Annotated in this window: 8 protein-coding genes; all 8 read left to right on the forward strand. The window is 51.2% G+C overall.

Annotation, left to right across the window (positions count from 1 at the left end; translation table 11 throughout):
* Positions 1-4 precede the first annotated feature (4 nt).
* Positions 5-4297, forward strand: a complete 4293-nt coding sequence (locus HPS55_RS09890) for an alpha-L-arabinofuranosidase C-terminal domain-containing protein (RefSeq protein WP_172177774.1) — start codon at positions 5-7, stop codon at positions 4295-4297.
* 44 nt (positions 4298-4341) lie between these two features.
* Entirely contained in the window at positions 4342-6999 is a 2658-nt protein-coding gene (locus HPS55_RS09895; RefSeq protein WP_172177772.1) for a hypothetical protein, read from the forward strand.
* A 9-nt stretch (positions 7000-7008) separates the two neighbouring features.
* On the forward strand, positions 7009-10377 hold the full coding sequence (locus HPS55_RS09900) for a SusC/RagA family TonB-linked outer membrane protein (protein WP_172324941.1): 3369 nt from the start codon (positions 7009-7011) through the stop codon (positions 10375-10377).
* A gap of 32 nt (positions 10378-10409) precedes the next feature.
* A complete protein-coding gene (locus HPS55_RS09905) occupies positions 10410-12233 on the forward strand; it encodes a RagB/SusD family nutrient uptake outer membrane protein (protein ID WP_172177768.1) in 1824 nt (607 codons plus the stop codon).
* Positions 12234-12282: 49 nt separating this feature from the next.
* Positions 12283-14373: a fasciclin domain-containing protein gene (locus tag HPS55_RS09910; protein ID WP_172177766.1), complete on the forward strand. Its 2091-nt coding sequence runs from the start codon at positions 12283-12285 to the stop codon at positions 14371-14373.
* Between the two features lie 135 nt (positions 14374-14508).
* A complete protein-coding gene (locus HPS55_RS09915; protein WP_253945866.1) occupies positions 14509-16323 on the forward strand; it encodes a fasciclin domain-containing protein in 1815 nt (604 codons plus the stop codon).
* 35 nt (positions 16324-16358) lie between these two features.
* A complete protein-coding gene (locus HPS55_RS09920; protein ID WP_172177764.1) occupies positions 16359-19601 on the forward strand; it encodes a SusC/RagA family TonB-linked outer membrane protein in 3243 nt (1080 codons plus the stop codon).
* Between the two features lie 50 nt (positions 19602-19651).
* Positions 19652-21475, forward strand: coding sequence for a RagB/SusD family nutrient uptake outer membrane protein (locus tag HPS55_RS09925; RefSeq protein ID WP_172177762.1), 1824 nt, complete (start codon positions 19652-19654; stop codon positions 21473-21475).
* Positions 21476-21596 lie beyond the last annotated feature (121 nt).

Raw genomic sequence — 21596 nt, forward strand, 5'->3', positions numbered from 1 at the left:
GCTCATGAAAAATAAAAAACTCTTTCTGTCTGCCGCTGTGATAGCTGCTGCCATTCAGACAAGCGCGCAAATAACGATGACTGTCGATGCCACTAAGCGCGGCCCGTTGGTCAGTCCCTATCAGTACGGACTGTTCTTTGAGGAGATAAATCATGCCGGTGACGGCGGACTTTATGCCGAACTTGTGAAGAACCGTTCGTTCGAGGAGGGGCTCGACGGATGGACCTCTGTAGGCGGATCCGAGATGTCGCTCGTCACCTCATCGCTGATGAACGACGCCCAGGGCCATGCACTGTCGGTCACTGTGTCTTCAGCATCGGATGCCGACAAGAAAGGTATAGCCAACAGCGGATTCTGGGGCATGAGTGTACAGAAAGATTCCATATACACCCTGTCGCTTTGGGTGAAGGGGCAAAAAAGTTTTACGGGCCGGCTCACGGCGCAGTTGCGCGCCGCCGACGGCAATACCGTGATAGGACAGAGCGAGATAGGGGGCGACGTGTCCTCTACGAAATGGAGCAGGCTGACAGCCACTATCAAGGCTACGGACACGGACAACGCCGGACAGCTGGTGTTGCTCACGGGCAACAACGGCCGTCTGAACATTGATATGGTGTCACTGTTTCCGGGCACATGGCGCGGCCGTGCCAACGGTCTGCGTCCCGACCTTGCCCAACTGCTTGCCGATACCCGTCCCACGTTTCTCCGTTTCCCCGGAGGATGCTATGTGGAGGGTGAAGGCTCTTACGACAATGCTTTCCAATGGAAAAAGACAATAGGCCCCATCGAGGAGCGACCGGGCCACATGAACCAGAACTGGCGCTACCGCTCGAGCGACGGTCTTGGCTATGACGAATATCTGCAACTGGCCGAGGACCTTGGAGCCGCCCCGATGTTTGTGGTCAACATAGGTCTGGGCCACGGTTTCACGCTGTCGCTCGAAGAGACCAAGACACTCGTGCAGGATTGTCTCGACGCCATCGAGTATGCCAACGGTGATGCTTCGACCGAATGGGGTGCGCGCCGCATTGCCAACGGTCATGCCGAACCTTACAATCTGAAATTCATTGAAGTGGGCAACGAGAACTATCAGGCAGGCGACATAGGATATGTGGAGCGCTACTACATGTTCTACAAGGCCATCAGGGAGAAGTATCCCGAGATTGTGATTATCGGCAACGTCGAGGCCTGGGGTACGGACAATCCGTCGTGGCGCAACAAATATCCTGTCGATCTGGTCGACGAACATTACTATCGTTCGTATTCGTGGATGATAGACAATTACAACAAATATGACAATACTCCGCGCTCGATAGGCATCTACAACGGTGAATATGCCGCCAATGCCGGCGGTACTTACGGTACCTACGGCAATATGAACAGTGCCTTGGGCGAGGCTGTATATATGCTCGGTATGGAGCGCAACAGCGACGTGTGCCGCATGGCATCGTTCGCACCGATATTCACACACGAGAAGGACCCGCGATGGGCTTACGACATGATACATTTCAAACAGGGAGCCAATTTCGTGACACCGTCGTATCATGTGCAGAAGATATTGGGCAACAGCCTCGGTCATCAGAATATGCTGTGGACGGAGACGGGCAACAGTCTCAATGTCCGTACAGGCGGCAATGTCGGTGTGGGCTCGTGGAGCACGCAGGTGGTCTATGACGATGTCACCGTCATTCTGTCCGACGGAACGGTGGTGGCTCAGGACAACTTCGACACCAACTCCGGCAAGTGGACGTTCAACACCGGCACGTGGAGTGTGGCCGATGGCGCGCTCAGCCAGACCATGATGTCCGACAACTGTACGGCAGTGCTCGACATCCCCGTAACAGGCGACAGTTATACATATAAACTGCGTGCAAGGAAGACAAGCGGAAACGAGGGCTTCCTTATCATCTTCGACCGTCAGGACGCCAACAACTATATATGGTGGAATCTCGGCGGATGGAACAACTCGCAGCATGGTGTGGAGACATGCGTGAACGGTGCGAAGAGTACTGTGGCTTCCGCTGCTGGAAGTATAGAGACCGGACGGTGGTATGACATTGAGATACGTAAGGAGGGCAACAACGTGACATGTCTGCTCGACGGACGTGAGATACATAATTTCACATTGTCTGCCCCGAAGGCTTTGTATCAGAGCCTGCAGATGACGGAGGACGGCAGTGCCATGCTTCTGAAGGTGGTGAATCCTCATGCCAAAGGACAGCAGCTGACGATAGACGCGCACAACATGACATTGCTGGGCGCACGCACGGAATACAGCCTGAAAGCTGAGAGCGGACTGGCAGAGAACACGATGGACAACCCGCATAACGTGGCACCCGACGTTACGCCCGACGCCCCGTCGGCAGAGACGGCCGCCAAGGATGGAAAGATCGTGCTCGACGTGCCGGCATATTCGCTTACTGTCTATCGCATAGCCATTGCCGATGCGGCTCCCGAGGCTGTAGAGGACAATGCCTATACACGCGAGGACGCAGGAATGTACGGATATCTTTACGCACACATGCACACTACACGGGAGATTACATGTTATGCATTGAGCAGCAACGGCACCTACTGGCGTGACCTGTTTGACAGCAAAGAGGTGTTTCCTGCAAGCAAATATACTGAGACCGGCGGCATGCGCGATGCTTACATCTGCCGTACGCAGACGGGCAACTTCCTGCTTGCCGGCACAGACATGACGTCCGCGCTCGGATGGACAAGCAACCACCGCATGACATTCATGCACTCTAACGACCTTGTGCACTGGGACAAACATATAAGCATAGACCTTGAAAGCGAGGAAAACATGAAGGCTCTCGGACTTACCGACGTTAAGGACATGACGGCGGCATGGGCCCCTCAGATAATATTTGATCCGGTTACCGGAAAATATATGGCATATTACAGTGTGGGATTCCCCGACAGGCACCGCATATACTATTCGTTGATGAACGAGGACCTTACAGAGGTAAGCAAGCCGATGGTGCTGTTCGACCCCGGATATGATGTCATTGACGCCGATATAGTGTGGAATGAGGCCGAAGGACAGTATGTTATGGTGTTCAAGCGTGAGGGCGACCGTGCGCTGAGCCGTGCCACAGCTCCTTATCTCGTACCTGCGGGCGATAAGACCACGGGTGCGTGTCAGTGGGTGAGAGATCCTGATTTCGGTATTGATGAGAGCGGACAGAGCATTGAGGCTCCTTCACAGTTCCGATATATAGGCAGCAAGCGCTGGCAGTTGGGATATCAGAAATATTCAAACGGCTATAATTATCGTATAATGGACCTTGACGAGCATGGGGCCAATCCTGCCAACCGTCGTGACATTTCCGGAGATCTGGCTCCGCAGCACGGCTCTTTCGTGAAGCTGACAGAGGCCGAATACCGCTATCTGGAGACATGGGAGCAGGTGGTGACGCTGCTTGACAAGGTCAAGCCTATCCACGAAGTGCTGCCTACTGACGAGTCGCGTACGGCGATAGAGAAAGCCGGGCACGCCTTGGCTGACGACCTCGGCTCGTTCGCGGCAAACGCGGCTGCCATGCAGGAGGCGCTCGCGGCTTTGGAGAAGGCTCTTGAGAAGACACCGAATATCAACGAATATCTGTTGGAGCAGGCCCGTCAGGGCAGACCTACCGACCTCACTCCAATAATAGCGAACGGTGATTTCTCGGCAGGCGGCACAGGATGGACGACCTCGCCCGCCTTTACCGCTGCCAACGGATATGTGGCGGAATACTATAATACCAACTTCGACTTCAGCCAGACACTGACGGGACTGCCCGACGGTGACTATGAGGTGACGGTGCAGGGATTCTACCGTATGGGCGGAATCAATGAGGCTACGGCCGCGCACAATGGCGGCACGGAGGAACTCAACGCCATATTTTATGCCAACTCTGTTGAAACCCCGATGCTGAGCCTGTACGACGGTTCGGCATCGGGTGATTATACGATGTCGCCGTACAACTATCCCGACAATGTGGGTGGTGCTGACGAGGCGTTCAACAGAAAGCATCTGTATGTCAACACCATCAGACTGAGTGTGAGCGGCGGAACATTGAAGATAGGCATACGCAAGGATAAGCATGTGGGAGCGGACTGGTGCTGCTTTGACAATTTCACACTGCGTTATTTAGGACGTACCGACGCCGTGACAGCGATTAGGATCGATGGTGTGAAGGGTACGGAACGGTGCAGCAGCCTGAAGGGAATGTACATTTCGGAAATTGACAATTATCATGGTGTGTATATTCAAAACGGACAAAAGAAAATCAAGAAATTGAACTGAAAAGAAATAAACTATTAACTAACTTGAATATGAGATTTAAACTTATGCGAAAAAGGAACGTGCCGGACTTGAAGCCACGGCCTGCACGCCATGTGACGGCTCTTACGGCCATGGCAATGCTCGCCGGGACGTTCGGCATTCAGTCGTGTGACGACGAGGTCCTTACCGGACAGCCGTCGTGGCTGGGCAACTCTATCTATGAGCGTCTGGCGGAAGACGGCAATTACACTACGACATTGCGTCTGATTGACGACCTCGGGCAGACGACCGTGCTCAGCGGAACCGGCTCAAAGACGCTTTTTGTGGCTGACGACGCTGCGTACAAGCGGTGGTTCGAGAACAACTCGTGGGGAGTGAAGAACTACGAACAGTTGTCGGTGGCCCAGAAGAAGTTGCTGTTGAACAACTCGATGGTGAACAACGCCTATCTGATAGAGTTGCTGGGCAATACGTTTGACTCGGAGATACAGCCCGGAACGTGTATGCGCCGTGCCACGGCCACTTCCATCTATGACTCTGTGCCGCGTATGTATCCTGAACAGATGCCGGCCACGGTGGCATGGGACAAGCATCGTGACAAGAAAGACGGTATACTGATTTTCATGGACGGTACTTCGGCACCGATGATTCACTTCCTGCCGGCGTATATGACGCATAACAAGATAACCGACAAGGATCTTACCATACTCACCAATGGCGAGGCTACAAGTATTGCCGAGGCGTGGGTGGACGGAAAGAAAGTGGTGGAACGAGACATCATATGTAAGAACGGATATGTACAGAAAGTGGAGGAAGTGATAGAGTCGGCTCCAAATATGGCCCAGATATTGCGACAGCACCCGAACATGTCGATGTGGTCGAAGTTTGTCGACCGTTTCTCGGCTCCTTACTATCATGCCGAGGGTACGCGCAACTATAACCGTCTGAACAACACCAACGATTCGGTGTTCACATTGCGCTATTATAGTGAGGTGTCGCTCGGAGGCGAGAAAAACCAATACACGCCTGATGGAAAGAAGGTTGGCGAACTGCTTGCTTTCGACCCGGGATGGAACCACTATATGTACAACAACACTATGGGACGCGACATGCACAACGACGCCGGAGCGATGTTCGTACCCACTGACAAGGCCTTGAACGAATGGTGGGAAGTAGGCGGCAAGCCTCTTAAAGACGAGTATGGCTCATGGGACAATGTGCCTCAGAAAGTGCTCTCGAAGCTGATTAATGTGAACATGCTCAGTTCGTTTTCCGATTATGTCCCCTCGAAATTCAAGGCCGTGGTAAATGATGCCAAGGTGGAGATGGGTATAACGCCGGAAGATGTGGACAGTTGCTTTATAGGATGCAACGGTGTAATATATATGGTGAATAAGGTATTTGCGCCAAGTGAATATTCGTCGGTGGTATTCCCTGCCCTTATCCATGAGAACACGATGAAGGTGATTTACCAGGCCATTGAAGATTACGACTTCCTGCCGTTCCTCAACTCCATGGATGCACGGTTCAGCATGATTCTGCCTACCAACAATGCGTTGCTGAATTATATAGACCCCGCTACATACGGTGAGCCTGTACAGTCGTTGCTGAGATTCTATTATGACACCGAGGAAAAGACAACCAAGGCCGACCGTTACAATTGTACGGTGGGCAGCGACGGTACGGTGATAGTGGGGCAGATGCAGGAAGAGAATGTGAATTCCACTATTGTGGAGAACCGTCTCAAGGATCTGATAAATTCTATGATTATTGTGGGCGACGTGGAAGACGGACATGAATATTATCTGACAAGAGGCGGTAGTGCTGTTCGAGTGAAGAATGCGGGACAGGCCAATTCCATGACTTTTGAGGGAGGATGGCAGGTTGAGCACAATGTTGCCGTGGCTGTGTCCAATATAGACGACAAGGTTAAGGAAGGTGGTAACGGTAAATCGTATACTGTGGATAACGGATACCCGATGGGCGCCGAAAAATCGGTGTACAAGACTCTGCTGGGAAAACCGGAATATGGGGAGTTCCTGAAACTTCTCAACGGTGGAGACAAGGATTCTACGGCTTACAATCTTTTGATAGCAGAAATGGGTTCGGGTTCGACGAAATATCAGTGCTCGGACAACAACAATAACTTTAACATGCGTCTGTTCGACAACTTCAACTATACCGTATATGTGCCTACAAGTGATGTTATAAAGGACATGCAGGCCAAGGGCTATCTGCCTTCGTGGAGTGATTTTGAGGAAGTGGATGACGGTGAGAAGTACAAAGACTTCAACTCGGAACAGAAAAAGTTTATAAAATATATCATTAAGAGTCGCATAAATAACTTCCTGCGTTATCACATACAGGATAACTCTCTGTATGTGGGCGGTACGGCTGTCCAGGGTGAGAGTGTAAGGTATGAGACCTCGAAGATAAATCCTGCGAACGGACGCTTCTTCTCGCTCGGTGTGACAGCTGTAGGCGACAATCTGGAGATAACCGACCAGCGTGGCAACAAGTGTCATGTGGTGAAGAAGACAGGACTGTACAACAATATCTGCCGCGAATATTGGTTCCAGAATCACGGAACGACCAGAAACCAGTGGAAGACGATTTATTCCACTTCCGATGCTGTGGTACACCTTATTGACGGGGCGTTGCTGTATAGCGACAATCAGCTTACACGATGGGAGGACGAGATTGAAAAACTAAAAAAACAATAGCAAACAAGTATGGCTAATTATATAATATCGAAAGCCGTGAACGTATCCGGCAACATCGGCAGACGGCTGTTGCTGTGTTGTGTGTTGGTGTGCTGTACGTTGGGAATGAGTGCGCAGGACATAACGTCGGTGCATGGTACGGTGAAAGACGATTTCGGCGAACTTATGGGCGCCACAGTCTGTGAGATTGACCGTAACGGGCGTATCATCGAATCGGCTATAACGGATCTCAACGGTAACTTTACCATGAGAATACGTAACCCGAAAGACAAGATTCGTTTCAGCTATGTGGGCTGCAAGACAATGGTGTTGCCCATCAACAAGACCAACTATGTGGTGACGATGAAGTCGGCTACGGAAATCAAGGAAGTGGTGGTAAAGTCGAAAGGACGTGCCACCGGAGGCAACAATCTTGCTGTGCCCGAACGTGAGATTTCATATGCCAAGCAGACCATCAACATGGATAAGTTTGAGGGTCTCGGATTCACAACTGTAGACGAGGCTTTGCAGGGACAGGTGGCCGGTCTTGACATCATTGCCACTTCGGGTAACCTCGGTTCCGGCTCGACGATGCGTCTGCGCGGTGCAAGTTCGCTGTCGTCGCTGACCAACGAGAACCCGCTTATCGTTGTTGACGGAAACACATGGAATGTGGATATGAGTAACTTCGACCTGGCGTCGGCCAACGACGAGAAGTTTGCCGAGCTGCTCAATATCAACCCTGAAGACATCGCATCGATAACGGTGCTGAAAGACGCCGCCGCAACAGCCATCTACGGTTCGCAGGGCGGTAACGGTGTTATCGAGCTTACCACCAAGCGTGGTGCGCGCGGTAAACCGCGTATCTCGTATTCGCTCAAGCTCACGGGTACGTATCAGCCCAAAGGTTACGATCTGCTTTCGGGTGACGACTACACCATGTTGCTGAAAGAGGCTTATTTCAACCCGCAGCAGAACGACGCGGCAAGTAACATTCCTGAACTGAACTACGACCCGACTTATTCGGAGTATGAGCAGTACAACAACAATACCGATTGGGTGGACGCCGTTACACAGTGGGGTCTGCGACAGAATCACTATGTCACCATCTCGGGTGGTGGAGAGAAGGCCAACTTCCGTATTTCCGGCGGTTACGACCATGAGACGGGTTCGGTGATAGAGCAGGTTATGGACCGTTTCTCCACGCGTGTGAACCTCGACTACAACGTGAGTGAGCGTATCAAAGTGTCTACAAACTTCTCGATGACTTATACCAAGAATCAGCGCAACTCCGACAACCTGCTGGCCATAGCAATGAAGAAGATGCCTAACATGGGTATCTACGAGCAGGATGCCGTGACAGGTGCCAATCTGGGCTCATACTATACTATGCTTCAGGAGCCTTACAGCTCGAATCAGTTCAAGGATGACCAGCGTACTTATGTGAATCCGGTAGCTTCGGCAAAACTCGCCAAGAACGAAAGCCGTTCTTACAACCTTGCTCCCGAGCTGGTCATCAACTACCGTCTGCTCGGTCTTGACGATGAGCACTGGCAGTTGAATTGGCGCGGTTCGGTATATATGAACATATTCAACGAATATGCCGACCGTTTCTATCCACAGGAGCTTACCACCGTGTCGTGGGACAAGGGTGTGAACACCAGTTACTCGGGCTCCTCGAAGAGCGTCTCGTTCAACACCAAGCAGACCCTTACGTTGATTCCGCATTTCAACAACACAGACCACTCGCTTATGGCAATGGCCCGTATGGAACTCAACAGCGGCTCGTCGAGCGGCCAGTCGACAGACGGAAAGGGTCTGGCTTCGGGCGGAGTGACCAGTCCGAACGCCGGTGGTCTGATTGACAAGATGAACTCGAGCTACGCCCAGTGGCGCTCGCTGTTCTACACGTTCTCCGTACACTATGCCTACAAGGGCCGTTACATGGCCGACTTCTCCATACGTGCCGACGGTACAACAAAGTTCGGACCGGACAACAGATGGGGTTACTTCCCTGCAGTGTCACTGCGCTGGAACATCAGCGACGAGCCGTGGATGAAGGCTACGAAGACATGGCTGTCGATGCTTTCGCTGCGTCCCAGCTGGGGTAAAGTGGGACATCAGCCCAATAGGGACTATCTGTATACGTTGAAGTATGGTACTACAGACCGTTATCTTGACATGTCGGCAATGCGTCCGTTGAACATACGCCTTACAGACTTGAAGTGGCAGACGGTGTCAAGCTACAACCTAGGTATGGATATCGGTCTCCTTGATTATAAAATCAACATTACGCTTGAGGGTTATCGCTCCACTACCGAAGACATGCTTATGGCTAATTACCGGATTCCGTCCAATGCCGGTTACTACACCTTGCCTTACCGCAACACGGGTAAGATGCGTAACATAGGATGGGAATTCCATATCAATACCAACAAGCTGATAAAGGCCGGTAAGTTTACGATGGATATGAACGTCAATTTCGGTAACAACCGCAACGAGATTCTCGAGATGGACGAGTCGGTGCTCAGAAGCATGAACTCTACGTTCAACCATGAAAACCGTCAGGTGCTCACACGCGTACAGTTGCACAACCCGTTCGGAGCCATCTACGGATTCCGCTTCAAGGGCGTTTACCAGTATAGGTACGACACGTTTGCCGCCATGAGCCATGAAGACCAGCAACGTTTTATCGACGCCGGAAACACTGCCCCTGTGGCTCTCGACGCCAATGGAAAGGTGATTTACAACACCAAGGACGAGCCCGTGCGCATGATGTTCAACTACACCAACGACGGTACCGGCCGCAACTATAAATTTGAAGGCGGTGATGCCATATACGAGGATATGAACAACGACGGTAATATAGATGCTCTTGACATTGTTTACCTCGGTTCTTCTCTGCCTAAGCTCACCGGAGGTTTCGGATTCACGTTCAATTACGGTGCATGGAGACTTAACACGTCGTTCGTTTACCGTGTGGGCAACAAGATTCTCAATATGGCCCGTCTCGATGCCGAGGCTATGATCTCTAACAACAACCAGAGTCAGGCTGTTAACTACCGCTGGCGTAAGGAGGGTGACATAACGCCTATTCCGCGCGCCATGTATGGAAAGGACAGCCAGTACAACACGCTTGTCAGCGACCGGTTCGTAGAGGACGGAACATATCTGCGTATGAGCTATGCACAATTGTCGTACTCCATTAACAAGAAGAACCTGAAGTGGATCGGTCTCAACAAACTGAGTTTCTATCTGAGTGCCAACAACCTCTTCGTTCTCACCAAATACACGGGTGTGGATCCGGACGTGAGCTACAGCGGATATGGAGCAGCCACCGACTGGGGGCAGACTCCGCGTGCGCGTTCGTATACATTGGGTATCACTGTTGACTTCTGATGAAAATAAACAATGCTAAAAAATATAAAGATATGGACATCAAACATAATAATGACAATAGACAGACAAGATGGGCAAGGAAAACGCTTCCGCTGGCTCTGCTTGCTCTTTCTTCCTTTATGATATCCTGTGCTGACTTTCTGGAACTTGACCCTAAGAACGAGATTATCCAGGAGCAGTTCTGGAACGAGAAGTCGGACGTAGAGAATGTCGTGGCCGGTTGTTATTCCCAATTGCAGGATTATGCTGTGATTTCGCGAATGATGATATGGGGTGAGTTCCGTTCGGAGAATGTCATAGCAGGCACGGACACAGAGAAAAGGGATGTCAGCCTGATGCGTGTGCTGAAAGAGAACATAGATGCGAGCAACGCCTATACTTCTTACGGTGACTTCTATTCCATTATCAACAACTGTAATATTGTGATACGCTATGCTCCGCAGGTGGCGGCCACCGACCCCGGATATGCCGAGAGTGAGCTTAAGGCCACCATTGCAGAGGTCAGCGCCTTGAGAGACTTGTGCTATTTCTATCTGATAAGGGCTTTCCGTGCCGTTCCTTACAGCACGGAGGCGTTTATTGATGACAATCAGACCATGAACCTGCCGGCAACACCGTTCAGCACAGTGCTCGACTCTCTCATTACCGACCTTGAAAATGTGCGCGGTGACGCCGTGTGGCGCTATCCTTCCACCACCACTATCAACTCCAAGTATCAGACAGGCCGCGTGACGCGCGACTTCATTGATGCCATGCTTTGCGAGATGTATTTGTGGAAGAAAGATTATGCCAACTGTGTGAAGTATGCCGACGAGGTGATAGCATCGAAGAAAAGGCTTGCGGAAATGAAAGCCAGAGAGAACGGCACCGGTCTCAGTGAGTCGACCCGTTTCGGCGACTATCCGCTGGTGGAAGATTGCAATAACATGGGCAATCAATTCGGTTATGCCTTCGAAGAAATCTTCTGCAACGGCAATTCAGATGAAAGCATATTCGAGTTGTCTTTCCTTAAGGGCGAGGTCAACATGAAGAGTAACGGTCCCGTGGGCTTCTTCTATGGTGATGCACATGCTTTACCCGGCTATGTGGCCCCGTCGGATTATGTGGCTTTTGACATCAAGAACGGAGAGAACAAGGTCTACACTACAAGATACGACATGAGGGCTCATGAGAATTTCTTAAGCCAAGGCTCGATGGCGGCCATCTACAAGTATGTGTGTCCAAGCTTGTTTAATTGGCTTGGCGATCCGGCAAGCAACAATTTTCAGGGACATATGGGGATATCTGTGTACAGCGGCAAGGGTAATAATGACAATTGGACTACGTATTGCAAGGCCAACTGGATTATATACCGTCTGAGCGACATTATGCTGATGAAGGCCGAAGCACTTGTACAGATGATGAGCGACAATGCCGATACCGGTGAAGGTGAGACTGGCGGAACTCTCAGTGAGGCTGATGCCGATCTGGCAGCGCGTGCCTTCGAACTGATATCGGCTGTCAACAACCGCTCGCTGTACAATTATCCGAACAATGCCCTGAATGCGGAACAATACACCACCAAAGCTCTGCTCAACAATCTTGTTTATGAAGAGCGTGAGCGCGAACTGATGTTCGAGGGCAAGCGCTGGTTTGACCTTGTAAGACGTTCCGAGCGTGAGGGCAACACCAGCTATCTGCGTCAACAGGTGTCTGCGAAAGGTTCGCAGAATGCGTCTGTCGTGCAGAGCTTCTTGGCACAGATGGATGCCATTTATTGGCCGTACCACATAGACGAGATGAAGGCAAACACTAATCTTGTACAGAATCCGGCTTTCGGCAGTGGTGAAAACGGCAGTTATGAAACGGCCAAATAATAATGGTGAAACCGTCGGATAATCAGAAACAAACAATAAAAGTACGATTATGAATATACTCAAGAAAATATATAGAAAATTCGGAATGGCGATTGTCTGCATGGCCGTGCTTAGTCCGTTGACATTCGTTTCCTGTTCCGATGAGCCGGATAGTGAGAATTACTACACTTTCACCGGTGAGATGATGAGTGACTATCTCAAGAACCGCAGTCAGTACAGCATGTTTGCAGAGATTGTGGAAAGGGCCGGACTGATGAATACTCTTTCCTCTTATGGAGCATACACTTGCTTTGTGCCAGACAACAACGCCGTGGATATATACCTTAAAGGCCGCGGCATGTCGGGGGTGGGCGACTTGTCTCAGGCCGACTGCGACACCATTGCACGTACTCACATCGTGGGCAATATGTACACTACGTTTGATATGGAAAACGGTGTGCTGGCATCGGCCAACATGAACCGCCGTTACATAGAGGTGCAACAACTGAGGGTAGAACGCGAACCTGGAGATACAGTAACTGTAGTTTTAGTGAACAGACAGGCTCAGATTTATCGCGAGTTGCAGAACGACTCTGTGGAGAACGGTGTGGTGCAGCCGATAGACCGTGTGCTGGAAAGTTCCAACAGCATGCTTCCCGACATTATCGGTCAGAATGAGCGTGTGAGCGTATACAATGCCGCTCTCATGGCTACTGGTCTGCGCGACTCCATGTTCCGTTATAAGGACGAAGATTACGATGCGTCCATTTACGAAGTTTACCGTTACATCTCTGACGTCAACAAGGAGGCTGCCACTGCTCCCGACGAACATCTTTATGGCTATACTGCATTCCTTGTGCCTGATGATGTACTGAAAGAAAAATACAATATTCCGGTAGAAAACAAGAGCGAGGCATTAAAGGCTCTCTATAATCTCGCATGCACTATTTATGACAAGGTGTATCCTGACGATGTCAATGCCGACTATCATGACTTCGACCATCTCACCGACCGCCGTAACCCGCTCAACCGCTTTATGGCCTACCATATTCTTGACCGTAATGCCAAAGGTGTCAACTTCCTTACACCCAAGTATGATGTAGGTATTGTAGTGGGCGAGATGAACCCCGAAGACTGGTATACCACCATGTTGCCTCACTCGATGATGAAGTTCGAGAAAGTAATGGTGCGCAAGTGGTTGGGTGATGCCACCCGCGAGGAGCGTTACATCAACCGTCGTTACGATGATATATATAAGGTAGATGGCACACACATACAGCCTACCGTAGAGGAGGGTGTGGTGAACGATGCCATCAACGGCTGCTACTTCTACATTGATGACTATGTGGCTCTTGACATGACCATGCGTGACATCGTGTGGAACTGCCGTGTCCGTATGGACTTTTCCACCATCTTCCCAGAGCTTATGACCAACGACATACGTCTCAACGGAACACAGAGCGACATGAAGAAGCAGGACCCCGACTACGACGAGACCCATAAGTATGGCCGCAACTACTATTTCCCCAACGGTTATCTCTCGGGAGTGAGTCTTCCCACCGGAGTCTTCGTTTATCGTCGTCCGCATGACTATTATTGGAGTTACGAGGGAGACGAGATGAATCTGCGCGGCAACTATGACTTCACGTTCCGCATTCCTCCCGTACCTGTGGAGGGTGACTACCAGATACGTCTCGGCTATGCAGCTACCGCCACCCGTGGTATCGCACAGGTGTATTTCGGTACTGAAGATAAGATGACACCTCAAGGTATTCCACTTGATATGACAAAAAACCTTAAGGACCCCTCTATTCTCGGTACAGACTTCGACAAGAAGAAATACACCGCAATGACCGATGAGGAGAAACAGGAAGACCGCAAGACACTGAAAAACCTCGGATTCTACCGCGGCGCACGTGGCGGTTTCCACTACAACGGTGCCGGTGCCACGACCACCACACGTTTCTGCGACAACAAGGAGACTTTCCGTATCGTGCTGTGTACTGTGCACATCAATCCCAATGAAGACTACTACCTCCGCATACGTTGCGTGTCGTCGAAGATGGGTAATGACAACGAATTCATGGTCGACTATCTGGAGCTTGTGCCTAAGAATGTTTACGGTGTGACCGACGAAGGAGCACAGGAAGACGACTTGTAAGCAGCAGATTAAAAAAACGCAGTGTTTCCGCCTGTCGTGGGTCTGTGAGGAGCAGGCTCCATTGCAGCCCCGGCACGGGAACGGCGGATTGAATCGACATTAAATAGAAACAACAAGTAAATAAGGACAATTATTATGAATATCAATAATAGCAGAAAAAAGGTCGTGGCGATGACAAAAGGACTGTTGTCTTTTTGCATGCTCGGTGCCTTGCCTTTCGTTACAGGCTGTTCTGATACATGGGACGACCACTATGACTCCCAGACCAACGTAGGCAGTGGGGCAACGATATGGGAGACGATATCCGGCGACGAGCAGCTCAGCAACTTTACCCGCGTCGTGAAGGCCTGTGGCTACGATGTACCGCTGAATTCGAGCCAGGTGTTTACCGTGTTCGCCCCTGTCAATGGTGATTTCACGTCGGAGCAGGCCGATGCGCTGATAGAGCAGTATAACATAGAGAAGAGTAAAGGCACGAAGGATAAAGACAATCCTACCGTCAAGGAGTTCCTGCGAAATCATATATCGCTCTTCAATTACTCCGTCTCGTCGTCAACAAACGACTCCATCTCTATGATGAACGGCAAACTCATACCACTTACCTCGAGTTCGTTCGGAGGACGGGATTTCGTCTCTACCAATACTCTTCTCGGCAACGGCATGCTGTTCACTTTGAAGAACAAGGTGGATTACACTCCCAATGTGTTTGAATATCTGCGCGGTGACAACGAACTTGACTCGGTGGCTGCCTTCCTCTATAAGTACAACCGCTACGAGTTTGACGCAAGCCAAAGCGTGCCGGGAGAGATAAAGGATGGACAGACCATCTACCTCGATTCTGTTGAGGTGCTTTCTAATGTCATTTTGGGGAATATCGGTTTCATCAACGACGAAGACTCCACTTACTGGATGGTGGTGCCTACAAACAGCGAATGGAAGAGGCTTGTGCCGGAATACAGAGAGTATTTCAACTACTGTAATCTCGTGACCGACCGCGACTCTCTGCAAGAGATGCGGTCAAAGCTGTTCGTTCTGGCAGGAACGGTGTTCAGCCAAACCGACAACCCCAGAATCGCCGATGCCACCGTCGATTCTGTAATGTCGACCAATGCGGTGCCTTACAGTATACGTAAGAGATATTATGGCAACAGTGACCTGAAGTACTATCAGTACGACAGTCCATACGCTCCGGGCGGAGTGTTTGACGGTACCATAGCCATGGACTGTAGCAACGGTAAGATACTGAAAGCGGCCGACTGGCATGTCGACAAGTACCAGACGTTCTTTCAGCAGATATATGTAGAGACTGAGGCTACCAGCAGCAAAAAGAGTTTGGGGTCGGGTACGCGTGAACTCAGTATCGTCCCCGTTCCTATGGCTGTCGATTCCATCGACAGCGAGGGAAACATCTTGAGCGTTCCCAACAAGTTCTACAACAAGGTATCCAACAACTCGTATGTGGAGATTGCCCCGACAGGAGGCAGCAACCCTTCGGCATCGTTCTATCTTCCTTACCTGCTGTCGAACGTGGGTTATGACATTTATGTCGTTATGGCTCCTGCACTGGCGGGCAACGGTATGGCACGCGAATCGGAGCGGCTTCCCAACAAGTTCCGTTGCCAGTTGAGGTGGCAGGAGCAGGGTGCCGATTCTACCGTTGTCTATATCGACGGAACGGAGAATGCGGGAAAATCAAGTCACGTGTTCGACACCAAGAAGGACGGCAGCAGTACAGTAGACGTGATGGATACTATCCTTGTGGCCAAAAACTGGAAGTTCCCCACCTGTACTTATGGTGCTAACGATCCGCGTATACAGGCTGCTCTCACCATAGAGTCGCGTGTGGGTAGTGCCGACTTCAACAATGGTAGATACCAGCGCATCATGCGTCTGGACTGCATCATCCTGAAACCGCACAAGGAGTCGGCCAAAGAACCTGACGAGAATTGATTGATACAAAGTTTAAACAACAGAAATACATATATATGAAACCAAATATATTATTCGCAATAGCTATGTTGGCGGTCGCCCCCTACAGCCTTTACGCACAGGATGCTGCCGGTGACGACAGTCAGGCGGAGCAGCGTAAGCCGGCATCGGCCCGAAAGGTTTACGAGACGCGCGTTGTCAGTGGCGTTGTCGTGGATGCTGCCACCAACCGGCCTCTTGCCGGTGCACTTGTCAGTGCTACGGGAATCGACGGATACAGTGTGCTGACCGGCGACGATGGCAGCTACGAGCTGAAGGTGCCCGTATTCACGACATCCGTATTTGTGAGCACGCCCGACTACAACGGCGTGGAGATAGGTTTGGGCCGCGACAAGGAACAGCGCACCGCCGCCCTTTATTCCGTGGCGTTTGCCCCCGATTACACCCGCACCGCCAATGTGCGTAGCGACCGTTCGGCCTCCGACTTCCAGTATACCGGAGCCGTCAACATCAAGGAAGAGGTGCAGAACCAACTTGGTTCCGTGGGCTATTCCACCAGCCGTAACGGCACACCGGGAGTGGGAACCACCATGTTTGTACAGGGTCTCAACTCTATCAATGTCAATGCCCAGCCGCTTGTCGTGGTAGACGGTGTCATTCTCGAGCAGCAATATTCTCGTTCGCTCATACATAGCGGGTTCTATAATGATATTCTCACCAATATCAATCCTGCCGACATAGAGAAAGTGACTGTCGTACGCAACGGTACGGCTCTCTACGGTGCAAAGGGTGCCAATGGTGTGATAATCATCGAGACCCGCCGCTGCAAGTCGATGGCCACCCGAATCACGGCCAACGTATCGGCCGGCGTTACCTTCCTGCCAAAGTACATCGATATGATGGATGCCTCACAGTATCGCGGTTATGCCTCGGAGATGCTCAAGAGTACCAACACGAAGCTGACGGAATTCAAATTCCTCAACGACAACCCTGACTATTACTACTATCCCCAGTATCACAACAACACCGACTGGAAAGACATGCTTTACCATGAGGCTTTCACACAGAACTACGGCATCAACGTAGAGGGTGGTGATACCGAGGCACAGTACAATCTTTCGGTGGGATACACGGCAGCGGACAGTCCGTTGGAGTACAACAACATGCATCGTCTCAACATACGCTTCAACACTGATATCAACCTGAGTTCAAAACTCGGTGTGCGTTTCGATATGTCCTACAGCAACATCACGCGCAATATCCGTGACGACGGTGCTCCCTCAGGCTATGATGAAGGTACGCCTACGTCTCCGTCGTTCCTCGGTTATGTGAAAGCTCCGTTCCTGTCACCATATGCCTACGGACGCGGACTTCTGTCTGACACCCATCTTGATATTGACGACGAGACATATCTTGACGAGGCTCTTTCGGCATACACCAACTATAACTACAAATTGGCAAACCCTGTAGCCGTCAACGAGTATGCCGACTCGGAGAACAAGAACCGCTTTGAGAACTCGCTGCTCAACATAGCCGTGAAGCCCACCTACAAGTTCAATTCCCACTTGTCGCTGAGTGAGCATTTCAGCTACAGTCTGGTGAATACCAACGAGATGTACTATATCCCGCTGAACGGTGTACCCGATTATTACGTGTCGGCCGTGAGCGGATTCCGTAACAACGAGGTGCGCTCGCTCTTCTCAAAGCAGAACTCGGTGCAGAGCGACACGCGCGTGGACTGGCAGAACCGCTACGGAGCCCATTCGATACATCTGTTCGGAGGCGCCCGCATCAATTGGGAGAACTATACACTCAACACCCAGCTCGGATACAACACCGGTTCGGACAAGACTCCATATCTGAGCAGTTCGTTGGCCAATGCCCAGACCGCCGGCGTAGACGAGTCGTGGAACTCGCTCGCATGGTATGCCCAGGCCGAGTACAACTACAAGAACCGCTATTTCCTTCAGGCCAACCTTACGGCCGAAGGCTCCTCGCGCTTCGGCAAGGATGCAGGCTCGGTTCACGCTTTCGATGCGGCATGGGCCATATTCCCGTCCGTACAGGCGGCATGGGTTATCAGCAACGAGAGCTGGATGCAGTCGGTCAAGGGTATCGACTATCTGCGCCTCACAGCCGGATATGACATCAGCGGCAACGACGACATCGACTTCTATGCCTCTCGTTCCTATTTCCGCGTAAAACAGTATCTTGCTGCCATCGCCGGCCTTTCGTTCGACGGCATCGGCAACACCAAGATACAGTGGGAGACCACGCGCCGATTCAACGTAGGTCTGGAGAGCAACCTGTTCGACAACCGTCTGTCGGTAGCGTTCAACTACTTCCGCAGCACCACCGACAATCTGCTCACACGCCAGTCGCTCAGCTTCCTCTCCGGACTTGAAGAGAACTGGAGCAACGGTGGCGAGTTGCAGAATGAGGGCTTTGACGTGTCTTTCAATGCCAAGGTGCTTGCCCGCAAGGACTGGCAGTGGCAGGTGGGTGCATCGGTGGGTCACTATAAGAATAAGGTGACAGAACTGCCTGATGGCAAAACGTATATTGACAACAGCGTATACGACGCGACAGTGCGTACGCAGGTGGGACAGCCTGTAAACCTGTTCTACGGATACAAGACACTGGGAGTATATGCCACCACAGAGGAAGCCCGGACCGACGGCAAGTATATCATGGCCGAAAACGGAGTGGACAAGATGTATTTTGGGGCCGGCGACATGCGTTTCCACGATGTCAACGGTGACGGTAAGATATGCGATGACGACGACCGTGTAGTGATAGGCGATCCCAATCCCGATATCTACGGAAACATATTCACATCCGTGCAGTGGAAGCGGCTGCGTCTCGATGTGCGCTTCAACTATTCTTTGGGCAACGATGTGTACAACTATATGCGCTCGCAGCTTGAAGGCGGAAGCCGCTTCATGAACCAGACTACGGCCATGATGCGCCGCTGGCAGGTGGAGGGACAGCAGACGGACATGCCGCGCATCACTTTCCAAGACCCGATGGGCAACTCCCGTTTCAGCGACCGATGGATAGAAGACGGCAGCTATCTGCGTCTCAAGACCGTCACTCTGAGCTACGACATGCCTATGAACAGCCAGTTCCTTCAGGGACTCCAGTTCTGGGTTCAGGCCAACAACCTGTTCACCTTGAGTAAGTATCTCGGCAGTGATCCAGAATTCGCTTCGTCGGCCAATGTCATAGGTATGGGTATAGATACCGGATGTCTGCCGCAGTGTCTCAATGTGATGGCCGGCATCAAGATCAACCTATAAATTGTGTGTGTATCAAAGGCTAAAGTAAAAATGTAAAAAAGACCAAAGATATGAAAACTAAAAATAAAATCAGCAAAGCCAAGGCTTGGACAAGAGGGGTGCTCCCCCTCTGTCTGACGGCCTGTCTGACCCTGTTCACGTCGTGCGCAGATTTCTTCGAGCAGGATTCGAACATGGTGGTGTTTGCGGACAAGGACCATCTCAACGATGCCACCGACTCCATTTACTCCGTCATCGGCATACTCAACAAGTTGCAGGCTGTGGCCGACCGCACCGTTCTGCTCGGCGAGGCTCGTGCCGACCTTGTCGATGTGACCGCAGCCGCCAATGCCGACCTGCGCGATGTGGCTATGTCAAACATCGGCGATGACAACAAGTACAATCGTCCGCGCGACTATTATGCCGTCATCAACAATTGCAACTATTTCATCAAGAACGTAGAGGACTCGTTGAAGAACAACCGCAACGAATATATATTCCTGCGCGAGGTGGCGGCCGTTAAGGCCGTGCGCGCATGGACCTATCTGCAGCTGGCCCTGAACTATGGCAGCGTGCCGTTCTACACCGAACCACTGCTTACCAAGGAGGAGAGCGAGCGCGAATATCCCCGTGTCGACCTGAAATACATTTGCGACTACTTCATCAAGGATCTGTTGCCCTATACAGAGCAGCCGTTGCCCGGATACGGCACCATCAAGAGTCTTGACTCGCGTTTCTTCTTCTTCCCGATCAATGTATTGCTGGGCGAGCTTTATCTGTGGAGAGGCAATGACCGTAATGACTATAAGAATGCGGCTATATGTTATTACAATTACATTGTCAACCGCAACGGAACCAATTCCACTTACCCCACGGGTACCAGGTTCATACAGTGGAATACGGCCTATTCCAACTGGCGGAATATATTCGTTGATTTGCAGTATGAATGGATTAGCAATTCCGAGTCGTGGAGTTCCGGAGAGCTGATAACGATGATTCCCGGTGACTCTATCAAGAGTGAGGGAAATTACAGTGAGCTTCGTGGAATTTTCAATACAACTGTTGACAATGACTACAAGGCTTCTCTTACTCCGTCGAAGTCAATGACAGACTTGTCGGCAGCACAGACATATTGCCATCTGTATGCCAATGGCTCGAATGTCGATACTCTCTATGCTCCGTCAACGCTTACAGACTATCAGGCCGGTGACCTCCGTTTGTGGGGCATGTGGCGTATGAATGACAATAGTGTGAATAGTACTACCGGCGATCGTTATACGTCGCAGACAGTCTTCAAGTACAGCACGCGCAACGTCCATCTGTATCGCCGCACGATGCTGTGGCTGCACATGGCCGAGGCCATGAATGCCGCAGGCTATCCGCGCTTTGCATATGCCATACTGTCGAAGGGCCTCAACAACCGTGTGATCGAGGAGGATATCATTCCTTACTACCGTGCCGACTCCACTTTCCTGCGTCAGTTCGATTTCCCTGCTTCACGATATGTGCTTTACAACACACCGTCGGTGCTATCCACGGCCAATACACAGGGTATACACAGTCGTGGCAGCGGCTTCAGCCAGTATAACAAGGATTATCGTCTGCCCGACGATGCTGCTATCGAGGATTCGCTTGCACGGATAGCTTATCAGCAGAAGGGTGTCGAGAAGATGATAATAGACGAGGGTGCCTTGGAATTTGTGTTCGAGGGCCTGCGCTGGTACGAACTGATGCGTTTCGCCCTGCGCAACAACGACCCGGCTATTCTTGCCGACCGTGTGTATGCCCGCCGCGGTGCAGAAAATTCCGGTGCCATGAGGGGCGAGATTGCTGTAGACCTTACCAACCCCGCCAACTGGTATATGTCCTGGAAAGGAAAGATAGGTATGAAGTAAAGTCCCATGTGGCAAACCACAAAAAAAGCAAACACCGCAAGAGCAGATTATACACTCTTGCGGTGTTTGCTTTTTTTGTGGTTTGCCACACGGCCTTACTTTTATATTAACGTGAGTCCGA

This window comes from Xylanibacter rodentium, from assembly GCF_013166575.1.
Taxonomy (GTDB): domain Bacteria; phylum Bacteroidota; class Bacteroidia; order Bacteroidales; family Bacteroidaceae; genus Prevotella; species Prevotella rodentium.

Coding starts and splice junctions, on each gene's coding strand:
- HPS55_RS09900 (WP_172324941.1), top strand. CDS start 7,009: ATGGCTAATTATATAATATCGAAAGCCGTGAACGTATCCGGCAACATC.
- HPS55_RS09925 (WP_172177762.1), top strand. CDS start 19,652: ATGAAAACTAAAAATAAAATCAGCAAAGCCAAGGCTTGGACAAGAGGG.
- HPS55_RS09905 (WP_172177768.1), top strand. CDS start 10,410: ATGGACATCAAACATAATAATGACAATAGACAGACAAGATGGGCAAGG.
- HPS55_RS09910 (WP_172177766.1), top strand. CDS start 12,283: ATGAATATACTCAAGAAAATATATAGAAAATTCGGAATGGCGATTGTC.
- HPS55_RS09890 (WP_172177774.1), top strand. CDS start 5: ATGAAAAATAAAAAACTCTTTCTGTCTGCCGCTGTGATAGCTGCTGCC.
- HPS55_RS09920 (WP_172177764.1), top strand. CDS start 16,359: ATGAAACCAAATATATTATTCGCAATAGCTATGTTGGCGGTCGCCCCC.
- HPS55_RS09895 (WP_172177772.1), top strand. CDS start 4,342: ATGCGAAAAAGGAACGTGCCGGACTTGAAGCCACGGCCTGCACGCCAT.
- HPS55_RS09915 (WP_253945866.1), top strand. CDS start 14,509: ATGAATATCAATAATAGCAGAAAAAAGGTCGTGGCGATGACAAAAGGA.